The sequence below is a fragment of the Amycolatopsis nalaikhensis genome, from assembly GCF_030264295.1.
GTDB lineage: Bacteria > Actinomycetota > Actinomycetes > Mycobacteriales > Pseudonocardiaceae > Amycolatopsis > Amycolatopsis nalaikhensis.
In genome coordinates this window covers 3,431,144-3,447,289 of the sequence record NZ_CP127173.1, presented here as the reverse complement: position 1 = coordinate 3,447,289, position 16,146 = coordinate 3,431,144, and the positions used below count along the sequence as shown (strand labels likewise).

Annotated in this window: 14 protein-coding genes, 3 pseudogenes and 1 riboswitch; of the genes and pseudogenes, 4 read left to right on the top strand and 13 right to left on the bottom strand. The window is 71.1% G+C overall.

Annotated features, from left to right (window positions below; genetic code table 11):
- Window positions 1–2: 2 nt before the first annotated feature.
- The 3 genes from QP939_RS17125 to QP939_RS17115 all read left to right on the top strand — a co-directional run bounded on the left by QP939_RS17125 (window position 3) and on the right by QP939_RS17115 (window position 1,608).
- Window positions 3–764 carry a class I SAM-dependent methyltransferase gene (locus QP939_RS17125; protein WP_285457770.1) on the top strand — a complete coding sequence of 254 codons (762 nt, stop codon included), beginning with the start codon at window positions 3–5 and terminating at the stop codon, window positions 762–764.
- Window positions 765–769: 5 nt separating this feature from the next.
- Window positions 770–827: riboswitch (guanidine-III (ykkC-III) riboswitch) on the top strand.
- A 31-nt stretch (window positions 828–858) separates the two neighbouring features.
- Window positions 859–1,173, top strand: coding sequence for a DMT family transporter (locus QP939_RS17120; protein ID WP_285457768.1), 315 nt, complete (start codon window positions 859–861; stop codon window positions 1,171–1,173).
- A 33-nt stretch (window positions 1,174–1,206) separates the two neighbouring features.
- On the top strand, window positions 1,207–1,608 hold the full coding sequence (locus QP939_RS17115) for a DUF6640 family protein (protein WP_285457767.1): 402 nt from the start codon (window positions 1,207–1,209) through the stop codon (window positions 1,606–1,608).
- A gap of 119 nt (window positions 1,609–1,727) precedes the next feature.
- Here QP939_RS17115 and QP939_RS17110 read toward each other — a convergent pair whose 3' ends face one another.
- The 7 genes from QP939_RS17110 to QP939_RS17080 form a co-directional block, all read right to left on the bottom strand.
- Window positions 1,728–2,504, bottom strand: a complete 777-nt coding sequence (locus QP939_RS17110; RefSeq protein ID WP_285457766.1) for a type III pantothenate kinase — start codon at window positions 2,502–2,504, stop codon at window positions 1,728–1,730.
- A gap of 5 nt (window positions 2,505–2,509) precedes the next feature.
- Window positions 2,510–3,007, bottom strand: coding sequence for an aspartate 1-decarboxylase (gene panD / locus QP939_RS17105; protein ID WP_285457765.1), 498 nt, complete (start codon window positions 3,005–3,007; stop codon window positions 2,510–2,512).
- Between the two features lie 9 nt (window positions 3,008–3,016).
- Window positions 3,017–3,922 (bottom strand): pantoate--beta-alanine ligase, encoded by a 906-nt coding sequence (gene panC, locus QP939_RS17100; RefSeq protein WP_285457764.1) that lies wholly within the window; start codon window positions 3,920–3,922, stop codon window positions 3,017–3,019.
- Entirely contained in the window at window positions 3,919–4,878 is a 960-nt protein-coding gene (locus QP939_RS17095; RefSeq protein WP_414641715.1) for a Rossmann-like and DUF2520 domain-containing protein, read from the bottom strand. Before QP939_RS17095 ends, panC begins: the two co-directional genes overlap by 4 nt.
- A 90-nt stretch (window positions 4,879–4,968) precedes the next feature.
- Entirely contained in the window at window positions 4,969–6,072 is a 1,104-nt protein-coding gene (locus QP939_RS17090) for a PrsW family intramembrane metalloprotease (protein WP_285459772.1), read from the bottom strand.
- Between the two features lie 107 nt (window positions 6,073–6,179).
- Window positions 6,180–8,315 carry a DUF6779 domain-containing protein gene (locus QP939_RS17085; RefSeq protein WP_285457762.1) on the bottom strand — a complete coding sequence of 712 codons (2,136 nt, stop codon included), beginning with the start codon at window positions 8,313–8,315 and terminating at the stop codon, window positions 6,180–6,182.
- A gap of 69 nt (window positions 8,316–8,384) precedes the next feature.
- Window positions 8,385–8,846, bottom strand: a complete 462-nt coding sequence (locus QP939_RS17080) for a DUF3180 domain-containing protein (RefSeq protein WP_285457761.1) — start codon at window positions 8,844–8,846, stop codon at window positions 8,385–8,387.
- Window positions 8,847–8,907: 61 nt separating this feature from the next.
- On the opposite strand from QP939_RS17080, the gene QP939_RS17075 reads away from it, so the two are divergent.
- Window positions 8,908–9,843, top strand: coding sequence for a MerR family transcriptional regulator (locus QP939_RS17075; RefSeq protein ID WP_285457760.1), 936 nt, complete (start codon window positions 8,908–8,910; stop codon window positions 9,841–9,843).
- A 456-nt stretch (window positions 9,844–10,299) separates the two neighbouring features.
- On the opposite strand, the gene folK is transcribed toward QP939_RS17075, so the two are convergent.
- From folK to ftsH, 6 genes and pseudogenes are all read right to left on the bottom strand, one after another.
- Entirely contained in the window at window positions 10,300–10,791 is a 492-nt protein-coding gene (folK, locus tag QP939_RS17070; protein WP_285457759.1) for a 2-amino-4-hydroxy-6-hydroxymethyldihydropteridine diphosphokinase, read from the bottom strand.
- Complete coding sequence (gene folB, locus QP939_RS17065) at window positions 10,788–11,147, bottom strand: dihydroneopterin aldolase (RefSeq protein ID WP_285457758.1); 360 nt, start codon at window positions 11,145–11,147, stop codon at window positions 10,788–10,790. The genes folK and folB overlap by 4 nt, the downstream gene beginning before the upstream one ends.
- The gene (gene folP / locus QP939_RS17060; protein ID WP_285459771.1) at window positions 11,140–11,946 is read right to left on the bottom strand and encodes a dihydropteroate synthase; all 807 of its coding nucleotides are present in this window, start codon (window positions 11,944–11,946) and stop codon (window positions 11,140–11,142) included. Before folP ends, folB begins: the two co-directional genes overlap by 8 nt.
- A gap of 35 nt (window positions 11,947–11,981) precedes the next feature.
- Window positions 11,982–12,326: pseudogene (gene folE / locus QP939_RS17055) on the bottom strand (GTP cyclohydrolase I); the annotation flags it as partial.
- Between the two features lie 972 nt (window positions 12,327–13,298).
- Window positions 13,299–13,561 (bottom strand): annotated as a pseudogene (locus tag QP939_RS17050) (GTP cyclohydrolase I); the annotation flags it as partial.
- Window positions 13,539–15,948, bottom strand: a pseudogene (gene ftsH / locus QP939_RS17045) (ATP-dependent zinc metalloprotease FtsH). The pseudogenes ftsH and QP939_RS17050, both read right to left, overlap by 23 nt.
- Window positions 15,949–16,146: the final 198 nt, after the last annotated feature.

The following is a 16,146-nucleotide window of genomic DNA, read 5'->3' as shown; positions in this document are numbered from 1 at the left end:
CCGTGAGTGATCCCACACACGCCCGGCGGGCTTCTTCGTTCGGCAGCCAGGCCGCCGCGTACGCCGAGCACCGGCCCGATTACCCGCGGGAAGCGATCGAGTGGGGCCTTTCCGGGGTCACCGGAACACCGCGCCGGGTTCTCGATCTGGGAGCCGGAACGGGCAAGCTCACCCTCGGCCTGGTCGCGCTCGGACTGGACGTCACCGCGGTCGAACCCGACCCGGAAATGCGCGCCGAACTGGCGAAGGTGACGCCGACGGCGACGTCACTGGACGGCCAGGCGGAACGCATCCCGCTGGCCGACGCGTCGGTCGACGCGGTTTTCGCCGGGCAGGCGTTCCACTGGTTCGACGTCCAGCCGTCGATGACGGAGATCGGCCGCGTCCTGCGCCCGGGCGGCGTGCTGGTGCCGATGTGGAACTACGAAGACGATTCGGTGCCGTGGGTGGCGGAGTTCTCGAAACTCGGCCGCACGGGCGTGAGCCGAGCCTGGACAGACGGCGGCCAGCAGCCGGCCACGCACCCTTTGTTCGAGCCGTTCGAAAGCCGCACGTTCCCCCACGCGCAACGCCGCACGGCGGAAAGCCTCGTGGAAACGATCGCGACGCATTCGCACCTGATCATCGCGGAACCGGCGGACCGGGCGGCGGCACTGGCCGAGATCCGCGGCTTCCTGGCGTCGAACCCGCACACGGCGGCCGGTGAGTTCGACCTGCCGTTGCGCACGTGGGTGTTCCGCGCGCGCAGAATTCAGCCCTGCTAGCGTCGGAAGGGACATCGGTCCCGGACGAGCGCGTCGTACCCGGTCAAGACAAGACGGCGCAGTGGTTACCAAACACACTGCGAAAGGCTCGATCATGTCTTGGCTCGTCCTCGTCCTGTCCGGTTTGCTGGAAACCGTGTGGGCCGCGGCGCTCGGCGCGTCCAAAGGGTTCAGCCGGGTGGGTCCGTCGGTGGTGTTCGCGGTCGCGCTGGTACTGAGCATGAGCGGGCTGGCGTACGCGCTGCGCGACATCCCGCTCGGAACCGGTTACGCGGTCTGGGTCGGCATCGGCACGATCGGCACGGCGGTGTACGGGATGGTGGCCCTCGGCGATCCGGCGTCGGCCGCGCGGATCACGTGCCTGACGCTGATCGTCGCGGGTGTCGTGGGGTTGAAACTGCTGCCTTGACCTCGATGTAAGTCGAGGTTCGATACTGCGGTCATGCGCAGGAAATCCTTGGGGCGAGCCCTGATCTCGCTGACTTCACTCGTGACGGCCGTCGGCCCGTATCGCGCCGACTGGAATGAGACCCACGTGCACAATCCGGCTTGGCCGCCGCACGCGAAGTTCCACAACGGCCAGACGATGAGCTTGGGCCTTGCGCTGGGGGCGACGAGTTTGTGGCAGCTTTGGCGGGCACCGACGCGGGCCGGGCTTGACGCCGGGGCGGTGCTGGCTTCGCTGTACTGGGTGACGCAGATTTCGGCGCTGGCTTATCCGGGGTCGAAGGCGGTGGACCCGCCGGGGACGGCCCGGTTCCCGCAGGCGAAGGTGGCTTTTCCGGCATTGGCGGTGACGGCGCTGGGGTACGTGCTGGAGCGACGGCGCCTGGCCCGCGGCTGACGCTCCGCCCGGCCAAGGTGAGCTGAAGGGCCCTTTCCTCGCATGTGACGGGAGGAAAGGGCCCTTCACCGCATCAGATGAGACCAACGTCCCCTTCAGCACGCCCGGGCCGCACCTGGTCAGGACCGGATGTTGCGCTCGTAGACCAGCCGCAGGCCGAGCAACGTCAAATCCGGCACATGATCCGTGATCGTCTCCGACTCACCGATCACCAACGGCGCAAGCCCGCCGGTAGCCAGCACAGCCACGGGCTCCCGCCCATCCGGAGCCAGCTCCCGCACGATCCGCCGAACCAACCCGTCGACCTGCCCCGCGAACCCGTACAAGATCCCGGACTGCAAGCACTCCACGGTGTTCTTCCCGATCACCGACCGAGGCGGCACCAGTTCGACCTTCCGCAACGCCGCCGCCCGCAACGCCAGCGCGTCCACGGAAATCTCGATCCCCGGTGCGAACGCGCCCCCGAGGAACTCGCCACGAGCCGAGATCGCGTCCACGTTCGTCGACGTACCGAAGTCCACGACCACGCACGCCGTGCTGTGGAGGTGGTGGGCCGCCAGCGTGTTCACCAGCCGGTCGGCTCCCACCTCCTTCGGGTTGTCCACCAGAAGCGCCACTCCCGTGCGGACCCCCGGCTCCACCACGATCTTCGGCACCGACGCGTAGTACCGCGAGAGCATCACCCGCAGCTCGCGCAACACCGCCGGCACCGTCGACAACGCGCTGATCCCGGTCACCGCGTCCGCGTGCGGGCCCAGCAGCCCGCGGACCGTCAACGCCAGCTCGTCGGCCGTCATGCGCGCGTCCGTGCGCATGCGCCAGTCGCCTGCCAGTTCCTGGCCGGACCACAGCCCCAGGACGATGTTCGTGTTGCCGACGTCGACGGTGAGCAGCAAGCGGGTCAGCTTTCCGCGTGCAGGAGCGCGTCGAGGCGGCGCGCGTCCGCCGTCTCCGCCACCGGGAACACCGCCGTCTCCTCCTCCGGCGGCAACGTCACCGTGCCGCTCAGCAGGCCCGATCCCTCCGGCGCGTAGCCGGGGTCCGTGTGCCGGTGGACGATCCGGTTGTCCGCGTCGACGAACACCACGCGCGGCTCGTACGTCGCCGCCTCCGCGTCGTCCATCTGGCCGTACGAAATCAGGATCACCAGGTCACCCGGGTGCACCAGGTGCGCCGCGGCGCCGTTGATGCCGAGCACCCCGGTGCCGCGCTCGCCCTTGATGACGTAGGTCTCCAGGCGTGCGCCGTTGGTGACGTCCACAATGGACACCTGTTCGCCCGGCAGCAGGTCCGCGGCCTCCATCAGGTCCTCGTCGACCGTCACCGAGCCGACGTAGTGCAGGTCGGCCTGGGTCACCGTGGCCCGGTGGATCTTCGACTTCAGCATCGTGCGGTACATAGTGGACTCCTATTCCCCTGCGTCCAGCCGCTCCGGGTGCTCGACGGCGTGGCCGAGCAGCACCGGAACGTTGTCGATCAGCCGGGTACTCCCCACCCGGGCCGCGATCAACAGCCGTGCTTCCCCATCGACGGGCGCGGGCCCGAGGTCGGTTCCGCGCAACTCCAGGTAATCCACCTCGACCGCGGGCCGCGCGGCGAGGGTCTTCCACGCGGTCTCGAGGACCGCGTCCGCACCGTCCCGGCCGACGAACGCGCCCGCGGTGAGGGCGGCCGACAGGACGATGGCGTCTTCGCGCTGCTCCGGCGTCAGGTAGACGTTGCGCGACGACAGCGCCAGCCCGTCGCGCTCCCGGACGGTCGGCACGCCGATCACGCGCGTGCCGATGTTCAGGTCCCGGACCATCCGCTTGATCAGCACCAGCTGCTGGTAGTCCTTCTCGCCGAAGAACGCGTAGTCGGGCTGCAGCAGGTTGAACAGCTTCGCCACGACGGTCAGCACGCCGGCGAAGTGGCCGGGCCGGGCGGCGCCCTCGAGCTCGTCGCCGAGCGGGCCCGGGTGCACGGTCACCGACGCGCCTTCGGCGTAGAGGGCGTCGGCGGCCGGGGTGAACGCGATTTCGACGCCGTCCTCGCGGAGCACGTCGAGGTCGGCCTCCAGGGGCCGCGGGTACGCCTCGAAGTCCTCGCCCGCCCCGAACTGCAGGGGGTTGACGAAGATCGACGTGGCCACGACGGTGTTCGGCAGCCGCTTCGCGCGGCGGATCAGCTCGCGATGCCCGGCGTGCAGCGCGCCCATCGTCGGCACGAGCGCCAGCTTGCGGCCGACGCCGCGCAGCGCCCGGCTGACCTGGCTCACGTGCTCGGGCGGCGCGAACGTGTTCAGCGTGCCGCGGCTGAATTTCGGTGTGGTCACTGGTCTTGGTGCCCTTCGGCGGAATCGTCGAGGAGTTCGGTGAGGTCTTTGGCGGCCGCGGTGTCCAGCAGCCCGGCCGCCGACGAACGCGCGACCGTGCGCTTGGCCAGCGCGCGGTAGGCCGGCGCCACGTCCGGCGCCCGGTCCGCCAGCACCGCGAGGTGCTTGCGGACGGTGCCGGCGTCACCACGGGCGACCGGGCCGGTGAGCGCGCGGTCGCCGTGTCGCAGCACATTATCCAACGCCGCCGACAGCAGCGGAGCCACCAGGCGTTCGGAGTGCCCGATTCCCGCCTCCCGCAAGACTTCCGCGCAGTCGGCGACCAGTGTCATCAGGTGGTTCGCGCCGTGGGTCAACGCAGCGTGGTAGAGCGCTCGCGCGGAGTCGGGGATGCGCACCGGCTCGGCACCCATCTCGACGGCCAGCGCCTCGCCGACGTTCCACGCCGCTTCGTCGTCCGCGGCCGCGGTGACGCCGATGCTGCACGCCGCCAGCCGTTCGAGGTCCTCCTCGCGGCCGGTGAACGTCATCACCGGGTGCAGCGCGAGCGGCAGCGCCCCGGCCTCGGCCGCCGGCGCCAGCACGTCGATGCCCTGCGCGCCGGAGGTGTGCACGACGATCTGCCCCGGCCGCAGCGACTCGGTGGCGACCAGCCCGCGGACCATCCCGGCGAGCGTGTCGTCGGGGAGGGCGAGCAGCACCAGATCCGCCCGGCGGACGGTTTCGTCGGGCGGCAGGATGGGCACGTCGGGGAGGAGGCGTTCGGCGCGGGCCAGTGACGCGGCGGACAACCCGGAGGCGGCGGCCACGGTGTGTCCCGCCCTGGCCAGCGCGGCGCCGAGCACACTGCCCACCCGGCCGGCGGACACGACGCCGACCGCGAGGCGAGCGGGCCTCATCATGGCGTGCGCCTGTGGACGCTCATGGTTGGCAGACTCCCTCTGCTCTCGTTCCAGTCCCTTGCCGGGTACCGGACGAACGGCGCGAGACTAACTCGATTAAGCGTGAACAGTTGAGCCCGGGTGACAAGCTTCACCCGGACCGGGTCACCCTCGGGCGGCCTCGTCGGCGAGGCGCGTCGCCTCCGCCCGAGCGGCCTTCAACGTGCGCAGGAGCTCACGCTGGCGCTCCCGGTCGACGTCGCTGGTGAGCTCGCGGCGGTCCAGGAACGCGAGCTCCGTCACGCTCGCCTGGTACACCGCGACAGCCTTCGCGGCGCGCTTGCCGGACTGGCGTTTCGCCTGGCGGCGCCAGGCGCGGCGGCCGGGCAGGCTGGCCAGCAGGTCGACCTCCGACGGCGCGATCCAGCGCGCCGCGGCCATGTGCGGCAACGCGGCCGCGATGATCCGCTGCTCGCGCCGCCGTTGCAGCACGACCAGGTACACCACGCCGAGGAACAGCGGCAGCATGATCAGGAAGTACACGGTGAGGAACTTCGACCCGCCGAGCAGCGCGGCGCTGTTCCACAGCGCGTGCAGGCAGACCGCGGCCAGGTAGCCGGCGATCGGCGCCAGCACCTTCAACGCCTTCGTCGTCGTCCGCGCGGCGATGCCGATCCCGATGCCGGTGAGCACCGCGAACAGCGGGTGCGTGAACGGCGCGAGCACGCCACGCAGGAAGAACGCCGTGATGACGCCCTGGCTGTGCCCGTCGCCGAAGCCGTGGTCGGCGAACGCGCGGCCGAAGTAGTAGATGTTCTCGGTGAACGCGAACCCGGCGGCGCTGAACCCGGCGTAGACGACGCCGTCCACGACGCCGTCGAACTCGCTGGACCGGCGCCAGAGGATGAGGACGACGAAGAGCGCCTTCGCGGCCTCCTCGACGACCGGCGCGGACACCAGTGCGGCGAGCGTGTTGCCGTTGCCGGTGCCGAGCAGCTCGTCCCCTACCGCTTCGGCGGTGGTGTTGATGAGCAGCGCGGTGATCGTCGCGATGCAGGCGCCCCAGGCGAACGCGAGCAGCAGGAACTTCGCCGGTTCGGGCTCCCAGCGGTCGACCCAGAGGAACCCGGCGACGACGCCCGCGACCGGGACGAGCGCGGCCAGCACGCCGATCGTGACGGCGAGCGGGCCGACCCGCGCGGTGGCGAGGCCGAACAGGAACAGGCCGCACAGGGCCACCACGATGAGCCCGAGCACCGGCAACAGCACGGTGATCCGGCGAGGCCGCCGTCCGCGATCCAGTCCCGTCGCGGGCGAGAGGGTTCCGCTCACAGCCGGTCACCCTACGCAGAGCGGACAGCGAGAGGAACGGGGCCTCAGTCCTCGGCGCGCCGCCGTCGGCGCGGGGTCGAGCCGGTGCCGCCGTTCGCCGCCAGCAGCTCGCTGACCGAGCGGCCCGCGGTGTGGGAGCCGCTGCCCGGGGCGCCCTCGGCCGCGCGACGGCCGTTGCGGGCGTGCCCGTTGCCGTTCTGCTCGGCCTCGGCCGGGTCGACCGGCGTCATGTTGCGCCGCGACATCGAAGCCCGCTCGGCGACCATGCCTTCCCAGGCCGGGGGCTCGCCGTCCGGACGACGACGCCGGCCACCACCCGAAGGCTCGGGCGCGGGCACCGCGGGCAGCTGCTGCGAGTCGTCCGGCTTGCGGCGACGGCCGCCGGAGCGGCCCTGGAAGTTGCGCACCGACTCCGGCAGCGTCGGGTTCACCGGCGGCGCTTCCTCGGCGGGCGCGCGGTGCGAACCGCTGTGCCGCGACGGCGGCTCGTCGAGGATCGGCGACATGTCGGCCCGCGAGAACTGCTCCAGCCGCGACGCGGGACGGCCGTCGGCGGCCGGGACCGGCGTGGTCGGCGGCACCGGCGGCAGGTCCGTGCGCGACGGCTGCCGCGGCGACGGGCTGCTCGGCACCGGCACCGTGGCCGGGACGACCGGGAGGTCGCGACGGGAAGCCGCGGCGTCCCGCGGCATCGGCGGCTTGGCGGGCTCGGGCGGCTTCGGCCGGTTCGGCCGCTGGCGCTCGGCGAAGTCGTCGCGGTTCTGGAAGGCCGCGCTGAGGTCCTTGACCGGGCGGATGTCCGACCGCGACATCTCCGACGGCTTCGGCGGCGGCACGCTGGCCGCGGGACGGCCCGGCGCCTGCCGCGGCGGCTCGGGCGCCTTGCGCGGCTCGGGACGCCCGCCGTTCGGCTTGCCGCCGACGCGCGGGAGGTCCGGCCGGGACATCTCGACCCGGGGGATGTCCGGGCGGGACATCTCCACGCGCGGAATGTCGGGACGCGACATCTCGACCCGCGGAATGTCCGGACGGGACATCTCGACGCGCGGGATGTCGGGACGCGACATCTCCACGCGGGGAATGTCGGGGCGGGACATCTCCACGCGGGGGATGTCGGGACGCGACACCTCGGCGGGCCGGATGGCCGGGCGCGACATCTCCGCCCGCCGCGCGGGCGGCGGCTCGGGACGGCGGATCTCCGTCTTCGGCTCGACCGGCGCCGGACGCCGGATCTCGGTCTTGGGCTCGGGCCGCGGCACCTGGCGCGTCGGCTCGGCGCTCTCCGGACGGCGCTCGGACTTCGCGACTTCGTCCGGCTTCGGCAGCCGCATCGGCTGCGACTCGGCTTGCCGGCGCGCCGCCTCGGCCCGCAGCTCGGCGGCCTTCAGCTCGCGCTGCGCGGCGTTCAGGGCCGGGTCGACCGGCGGCACCGGCGGACGGCGTTCGCTCAGCGGCTTCGGCCGCGAGATCTGCTGCGTGCTCTGCGCGGAGACGTTCGCCGGGGCCTTCGGGGCCGGCTTGGCGCCGAAGCCCTTGGGACCCTTGCCGAGGCCCTTGCCGTTCGCGGGCTTGCCGTTCGTCGCCTTGCGGCGGCGCTCGTCGAGCACCCGGTCGATCAGCTCGGTCGGCCGGTCGCCGGTCTCCACCGGCTTCTTCCCGGCCATCAGCTGGGCGGGCTTCTTCTTCGGGACGCCGTCGGTGACCATGCGGTTCTCGTCGGAGAGCTTGCGCATGCGGGTCGCCTGCGCGGTCAGCGCGACGCGTTCGAGCAGCACCTCGCCGCCGAACAGCGACTGGAGGCTGTCGCGGAGCGCGGAAACCTCGGCGCGCAGCGCCTCCAGCTCCTCGCGGCCGCGGGAGTCGGCCGCGGAGTTCTTCTCCGCCTCCATCTCCAGCTCGTACTCGCGCCGGGCCGCGATCTCGCGCTCCAGCTCCAACTCGTAGACAGCCTGCGCCTCGGCGACCGCGTCCTCGCTCTGTGCCGCGTGCTTGCGGTACTTCACGGCGAGGAACGCGCCGATCAGGGCAGCCCAGAGGGCGGCGACGATCCCGAGCCGGAGATAGCGGAGATCGTCGCTGAGCACCAGTGCGAGGGTGGCTCCGATGGCGAGGACAAAGCCGACGACAAGCCACGGCCTGCCCAAGAGGCGGCCGCGCGAGTCGTCACCCACGCCGGTCATGACTGACACCGTACCTGCTCGTAATCCGAACGAGACCTACTCGGTCCAGCGAGCGGTGGGATTCCAGCGCTAACCGGTCGTCCCGCGGCTGCGCTCACGATCTTGGTCCCGCGGGGTCCGGCAGCAGTGCTCGAGCCACAAACCCGCTGCTACCAGGGCCGCGGCGGAAACGACGCCGACGACGGCGGCGCGGGTGTCCAGCACGGCCGCGACGAGTTCGTCACGTCGCGGGAAAAGGTAGGCGAGCGCGGCCAGCCAGGCGCCGCCCATGAACGCTCCGGCGAGTGACGAAGCCTTCGCCAGCGCCACCGATCGGGCGATTCCGATCGCGGCGACGACCCGGCCGTTCTTGATCCGCGACCGGATGGAGAAGGCGAGCACGGCTTCGACGACGGCCAGCACGGCGAAGGTGACGCCGGCGAGGAGCGGCAGCTGCGGCAGGTCGCCGTAGGCCACGAGGAAGAGCAGGTAGCCGAGGACCAGGCCGAGCAGCCCGGCCACCACCAGGTCCCGGGGCCGGGTGAAGTGCATGTCTCAACCCTACCGTGAGACGCTTGACTCTCCACCGACTGGAGAGTTCAAGATGCGTCTAGTGGGCACCACGGCAACGTTCACCATCGGCGAGCTGGCCCGGCGGACCGGCCTGCCGGTCAAGACGATCCGCTTCTATTCGGACGAGGGCCTCCTGCCCCCGACCGACCGGACGGACGCCGGCTACCGGCTCTACGACGCGGCGGCGTTGGCCCGGCTCGAGCTGGTCCGCACGCTGCGGGAGCTGGGCCTCGGCCTCGCCGACGTCTCGTCCGCGCTGGCGAAGTCGACCACGGTCGGCGAGCTGGCGACCCGGCACGTCGAGGCGCTGGACGAGCAGATCCGGCGGCTGCGGCTGCGCCGGGCGGTGTTGCGCGCGGTGGCCAAACGTGATTCCGAGTTGGAGGAAGTGAAACTGATGAACCGTCTCGCGTCGATGTCCGACGAGGAGAGGAAGCGGCTGGTCGACGAGTTCTGGGACGAGATGGTCGCCGGGCTCGAGATCGACCAGGCCTTCTACGAGCGCATGCGCGCGGGCAAGCCGGAGCTGCCGGACGACCCGACTCCGGAGCAGCTCGAGGCGTGGATCGAGTTCGCCGAGCTGGTCCAGGACCCGTCGTTCCGAGCGTTGATCCGCGGGATGAGCGAGCAGCAGGCGGCCCAGATCAAGGCGGGCGAGTTCCAGCAGCCGGCGGACGCGTGGCAGCAGAACTGGCCGGGCTGGATTTCCCGCGCGGAGGAACTGGTGGCGGCGGGAGAGGAGCCCACGTCGGAGGCAGGGCAAACGCTTGCGGCCGAGATCGCGGCGGCCACGGCCCGCCCGGACCAGGACCCGACGGCACGCGAGTTCCGCACGGAGATGGCGGAGCGGTTCGAGGTCTCCGGAGACCCGCGAGCGGAGCGGTATTGGCAGCTGCTGGCGACGATCAACGGCTGGCCACCGGTCCCGACGGCCCAGCCCGCGGTCCAGTTCATGATCGCCGCCCTGCGGGGTTGAGCCGTCTTGAATGACTCATTCAGGTCCTCGGAGGTCTTGAATGAGTCATTCAGGACACGGCTTCCTGTCGCCGATCCGCGACAGCAGCTCGCCGATCGCCGCGGGCACGGGGGTTGACTTGCCCGGTGGCGGTCGGGACTTGCCGGGCGGGCTGGGCGCGGCTCCGGCGGCTGGGTGCGAGCGGGTCAGGCCCACCAGCGCTGGTGTCGCGAATGGGTCATTGGCGACCTCTGGCGTCGCGAATGAGTCATTCGCGACCGGCGGCGACCGGCCGAGCGGCCCGAGTGGCTGGCCCGGGCCGCGGCAGCGCGGGTCGTCCGGCCGCGAGCGGCGAAGGGCCAGGCGTGCCCGGCCCGGGCCGCGGCAGCGCGCGGTGCCCGGCCGGGCGTGCTCGGCCTCCCGGGCGCGCTTGCGCCTCCCGGCGGGCGCTGCTCGGCAGTCCTCGCGCGGGCGGGCTCAGCTCAGCTTGAGATCCGTGCGGCGGACCGTCGCCAGCTCGTCCGCCGGGCGGGCCGCCAGCAGCGTCGCGATCGGGCCGTGGCCCGGCAGGGCCGCGTCCGGCTCGATCTCCGCCCACGGCACCAGCACGCTCGCCCGGTCCGGCGTTCCCGGGTGGGGCAGCAGCAGCTCCGGGTCCTCGGACCGCACGCCGTCCACCGTGACCACGTCCACGTCCAGTGTGCGCGGCCCCCAGCGCAGCTCGCGGACCCGGCCCGCCGCCTGCTCGGCCGCCTGGCCCGTGCGCAACCACGCCCAGTGGTCGCGGGCCGGGTCGTCGACCACGCACACCGCGTTCAGGAAGTCCGGCTGGTCCTCGACGCCCCACGCCTTCGTCTCGTACACGCTCGACACGGCCACCAGCGCCGGGCGAACGGCGTCGAGGGCCAGCTTCAAGAATCCCAGGCGGTCGCCGAGGTTCGAACCCAGCGACAACACCGCCCGGCTCATCGGTCGCGCCGGACCGTGACCGCGACGTCGTCGAACGTCAGCGGGATCGGGGCCGACGGCTTGTGCACCGTCACCTCGACCGCGCTCAGGCGCTCGTCGCGCATCACCTCGTCGGCGATCTTGCCCGCGACGCTCTCGATCAAGTCGTACGGCTCGCCCGCGACGATCCCCGCCGCCAGCTCCGCCAGCTCGCCGTAGTGCAGCGTCTTCGTCAGGTCGTCCGACGCCGCCGCGGGCCCCAGGTCCAGCCACGCCGTGACGTCGACGACGAACTCCTGGCCGTCGCGCTTCTCGTGCTCGAACACGCCGTGCCGGCCGAACACGCGCAAGCCGGTCAACGTGATCCGGTCAGACATCCGGCGAACCCTTCCACCACGCCGCGGCCACCGCGACCGCGTCCAACGAAGCTCCGACCTCGTGCACCCGCACGCCCCACGCGCCCGCCGCCGCGGCCAACGCCGAGATCGCCGCCGTCGCGTCTTCGCGGCCGTCCGGCGGCCTCGGTGTTCCGTCCTTTTCGGACAGCAGACGGCCGAGGAACCGTTTTCGCGAAGCACCGACGAGCACCGGGAAGCCGAGGGAAAGCAACGAGTCCAACCCGCGCAGCAACGCCCAGTCGTGCTCCGCGTTCTTCGCGAACCCTAGCCCCGGGTCCAGCACGATCGCGCTCTCCGCGACCCCCGCGGCGAGCGCGTCGTCCACTCTGGACAGCAGCTCGGCCCGCACGTCGGCGACGACGTCTTCGTACTTCGCGAGCGCCTGCATGTCCTGGCTGTGCCCCCGCCAGTGCATCAGCACCCACGGCGCCCCGGATTCGGCGGCGACCCGCGCCATGTCCGGATCGGCCAGCCCACCCGAGACGTCGTTGATGACGTGGGCACCGGCTTCGAGCGCCGCGGCGGCGACGGCCGCGCGGGTCGTGTCGACCGACAGCGCCACGCCTTCGCTCGCGAGCGTCCGGATCACCGGAATGACCCGCTTCATTTCGGTGTCGGCATCCACCCGCGACGCACCCGGCCGCGTCGACTCGCCGCCGACGTCGATCAGGTCCGCGCCGCGCGCCCACATCTCGCGGGCGTGCTCCAGCGCCTGGTCGAGCCCGAGGTAGCGGCCACCGTCCGAAAAGGAATCCGGTGTCACGTTCAGCACGCCCATCACGACGCACCGGCCGGGAGCGGGAAGCCCCACGCTCACCGCCGTGCCTTGATCAGGTCGAGCGCCTCGGCCCGCGAGGAGGCGGAGTTCTTCAGCTGCCCCCGCACGGCCGACGTGGTCGTGCGGGCGCCGGGCTTCCGGATGCCACGCATGGCCATGCAGAGGTGCTCGGCCTCGATCACGACGATGACGCCGCGCGGCTCGAGCTTCCGCACGATGGCGTCGGCGACCTGCGAAGTCAGGCGCTCTTGCACCTGGGGGCGCTTGGCGTAGAGGTCGACGAGCCGGGCCAGTTTGGACAACCCGGTGACCTTCCCGGCGGCGTTCGGGATGTACCCGACGTGCGCTACGCCGTGGAAGGGCACGAGGTGGTGCTCACAGTTGTGCGTCAAATGTCCCGCGATCAGGAACGTCGGATGCGGGTCGCACTTGAAGCTGTAGACCGTGTAGGGCTTGGTCCCAGACGCAGTCACCGAGGTGACGGACTCGACCTTCACGTACTCCGATTCGATCAGGTCGGTCGCGTAATCGTCCTGCGGGAAGCCGTGCTTCCGGAACCAGCTGTCCGCGACGTAGAGCCGCGACACGGCGTCACCGGTCTTGCCCGAGAACCGGGCACCGATGACCGTCGCCAGGTCCTCGAGGAACGGCGTGTTGGCGCTCGCGATGATGCGCCCCGCCGAGAACTTGCTGCGGTGCCCGTCCCCGTCGACGTAGCCGTCGAGGAAGCCGTTGAAGGTCGACAAGTCGTTCAGCACGACCATCGGGAACCGCTGTCGCATGTGGTGCGCGTCGCCGCCGACGTACTGCCGCATCAAGTCGGCGAGGAACGAGGACACCACCCGGACGCGGAAGCCGGGCAGGTCTCGGCCCAGGTAGCCGGAAGGCCGCGAGGTCGGCTCGACCTTGGCGTCGATCCCGAACGCGCGGTGCAGTGACTCCGCGAACTTCTTCGCGTAATCGTGGTCGTTGACCACGAGGGACACGTACCGGTCGGCGACCGTGCCGTCGGCGCAAACCGTGCCGACGACGTAGCCGAAGTCGTATCCGAGGGTCGGCCGCCACCGATCGCGACACAGCTTCTTGGCGTGTGTCCACTCGATGAACGAGCCCTCGACGTCCTTGGCTTCCTTCCAGCCTTCCGGCGTGGCCAGAGGGTGGTCAGGGGTGACCCGGAACTTGCCCGCCGAGGTCTTGACCTCGACCAGCTCACGCGTCTGGTGCGAGCTGATCTCGGTGACCTCGGTCTCCTCGACGTTGCCGCCGACGAGCGTCCAGAGCTTGTCGCCGACCTGGACGTCAGCGGCCTGCTTGCGGCCGCCGACGGCGTTCACGGTCTGCTTGCTGGGCACACATTGGCTGAACATCGGGATGTCCGTGACCAGCACGAGCCTTCGTGGGACTCGTCGAACGTCTTGTCCAGCACCGAGTCCGGCTCGGTGTACAGCCCCGCGAACATCTCGCGGTACGCGCGGGCGACCCGGGCGGGGGTGTCCTTCAGACCGTCCCGCTCCGGGTCTTCGCCGCACGCCAGGAGGAGTTCGCGGATCGCCTTCTCCGCCCGGTCCTGGTCGAAGACCGGGCGGTCGGCGTCACTGGGGCTTTTCGGGTCCATCCACGTCACGACGCTCCCCCTCGCTCTGCTGGTTGCCGGCTTGGTCGGCGAACCAGCCGTGCTCACGAGGGCGTTCTTCACCACCGGGCCGCCACGACTGGCCCGGCTGACCGCCCGGCGAGGTCGCGGGCGTCCAGCCCGGAGGGGCACCGTAGTTCGGCGGGCCGCTCTGGCCCGGCGGGTAGCTGCCCGGCTGCTGGCCGCTGTAGTTCTGCGGCCAGTGCGCCGTGCCGTTGGGGCCACCGTTCGGGCCGCCGTACGGACGGCCGCCGTTCGGGTAGGCGCCCGGCTGCGGCGGGGCGTACGGGTTGGCGTTCGGGTCGCCCGGGGTCGGCGCCGGGTACGGCGGACCGCCCGGCAGGTCGCCCGCGCCCTGGGCGGTGCCGACCGGGGTCGGCTCCGGCTTCAGGACCGGCTTCTCCTTCTCCGGCGGCGGCCACGGCTCGCCGCGCTCCATCGCCAGCTCGCCCGGGGTCTTGATCGGCGGCTTGTCCGACGGCGTCCGCTCACCGAACTCGTTGAACACGGTGATGTGCGGGCGCTTCTCGACCGTCGCGAAGATCCGCTCCAGGTCCTTGCGGGTCAGCGTCTCCTTCTCGAGGAGCCTCGATGACCAGCTCGTCGAGCACGTCGCGGTAGGTGTTCAGCACGTGCCACGCCTCGGTGTGCGCCGTCTCGATGAGCTTGCGCACCTCCTCGTCGATCTCGTGCGCCACTTCCAGCGAGTAGTCCGCCTGGCGGCCGGCCGAGCGGCCGAGGAACGGGTCGCCCTGCTCCTGGCCGTACTTGACCGCGCCGAGCCGGGCGCTCATGCCGTACTCGGTGACCATCGCGCGGGCGATCTTCGTCGCCTGCTCGATGTCGGACGACGCCCCGGTGGTGGGCTCGTGGAAGACGAGCTCCTCCGCCGTGCGGCCACCCATCGCGAAGACCAGCCGCCCGATCATCTCGGAGCGGGTCATCAGGTCCTTGTCGTCCTCGGGGACGAGCAACGCGTGCCCGCCCGTGCGGCCGCGAGGCAGGATCGTCAGCTTGTAGACCGGTTCGATGTCCGGCATCGCCCACGCGGCGAGCGCGTGCCCGCCCTCGTGGTAGGCCGTGATCTTCTTCTCCTTCTCGGAGATGATCCGGCTCTTGCGGGCGGGACCGCCGACGACGCGGTCGACTGACTCCTCGAGCGCGGCGTCGGTGATCACGTGCCCGTTCTGGCGGGCGGTGAGCAACGCGGCCTCGTTCAGCACGTTCGCCAGGTCCGCGCCGGACATGCCGACGGTCCGCTTGGCCAGGCTGCCCAGGTCGGTGCCCTGCGCGATCGGCTTGCCCTTGGCGTGCACCTCGAGGATCGCCTTGCGGCCGCGCAGGTCGGGCGCGGACACCGGGATCTGCCGGTCGAACCGGCCGGGGCGCAGCAGCGCCGGGTCGAGGATGTCGGGCCGGTTCGTGGCCGCGATCAGGATGATCCCGCCGCGAGCGTCGAAGCCGTCCATCTCGACGAGCAGCTGGTTCAGCGTCTGCTCGCGCTCGTCGTGGCCGCCGCCGAGGCCGGCGCCGCGCTGGCGGCCGACCGCGTCGATCTCGTCGACGAAGATGATGCACGGCGCGTTCTGCTTGGCCTGCTCGAACAGGTCACGGACACGCGAGGCGCCGACACCGACGAACATCTCGACGAAGTCCGAGCCGGAGATCGTGTAGAACGGCACGCCCGCTTCGCCGGCGACGGCTCGCGCGAGCAGCGTCTTACCGGTACCCGGCGGCCCGTAGAGCAGCACGCCCTTCGGGATCTTCGCGCCGAGCGCCTGGTAGCGCGCCGGGTTCTGCAGGAAGTCCTTGATCTCGTACAGCTCTTCGACGGCCTCGTCGGCACCCGCGACGTCACCGAACGTCGTCTTGGGCATGTCCTTGTTCAGCTGCTTGGCCTTGGACTTGCCGAAGTTGAGGACGCGGTTGCCGCCGCCCTGGGCGTTGTTCATCATCCACATCAGCAGGCCCAGCACCAGCGCGAGCGGGATGGCGAAGATCAGGATCTGCGTCAGCACGCCCTGCTGGGTGACCTTGGTGGTGAACTTGACCCCGGCGTCACCGTTCTTCGCGGCCAGCAGCTTGTCGTAGAGCTCAAGCGACGCGTTGGCCGGGTACTGCGCGATGATCTGGTTGGTCTGCTGCCCGTCGACGTCGATGGACTTGTTCAGCAGCAGTTTGACCTGCTGCTCCTTGTCCTCGAGGCTGGCTTCCTTGACGTTGTTCGTGGTGATCTGGGAGTTCGCCACCGAGATGGGTGCCTGGGTGTACCCACGATCACTGTCGAAGATCGTGTTGTACGCGAACAACGCCAGCAACCCCGCGACGATCCACAGCAGTGGGTTCCTGAGCACGCTCTTCCGGTTCATACGACTCGGCCTTGGTGGCCTCGACCCTCCCTGGTTGGGCGGCTCCTGTGATACCCGCCATCACGATCTTGACAACCCGTGGTGCCTGGACACCCGTCCCATCAGGGTACCGTCCGCTGCCGCGTTCATCCCCTGTGAGCCTCTCGCAGGTCAACGGGCGATACCGCGTCCGGGTTCCCGCTCGGCGTCCAGGCCGGT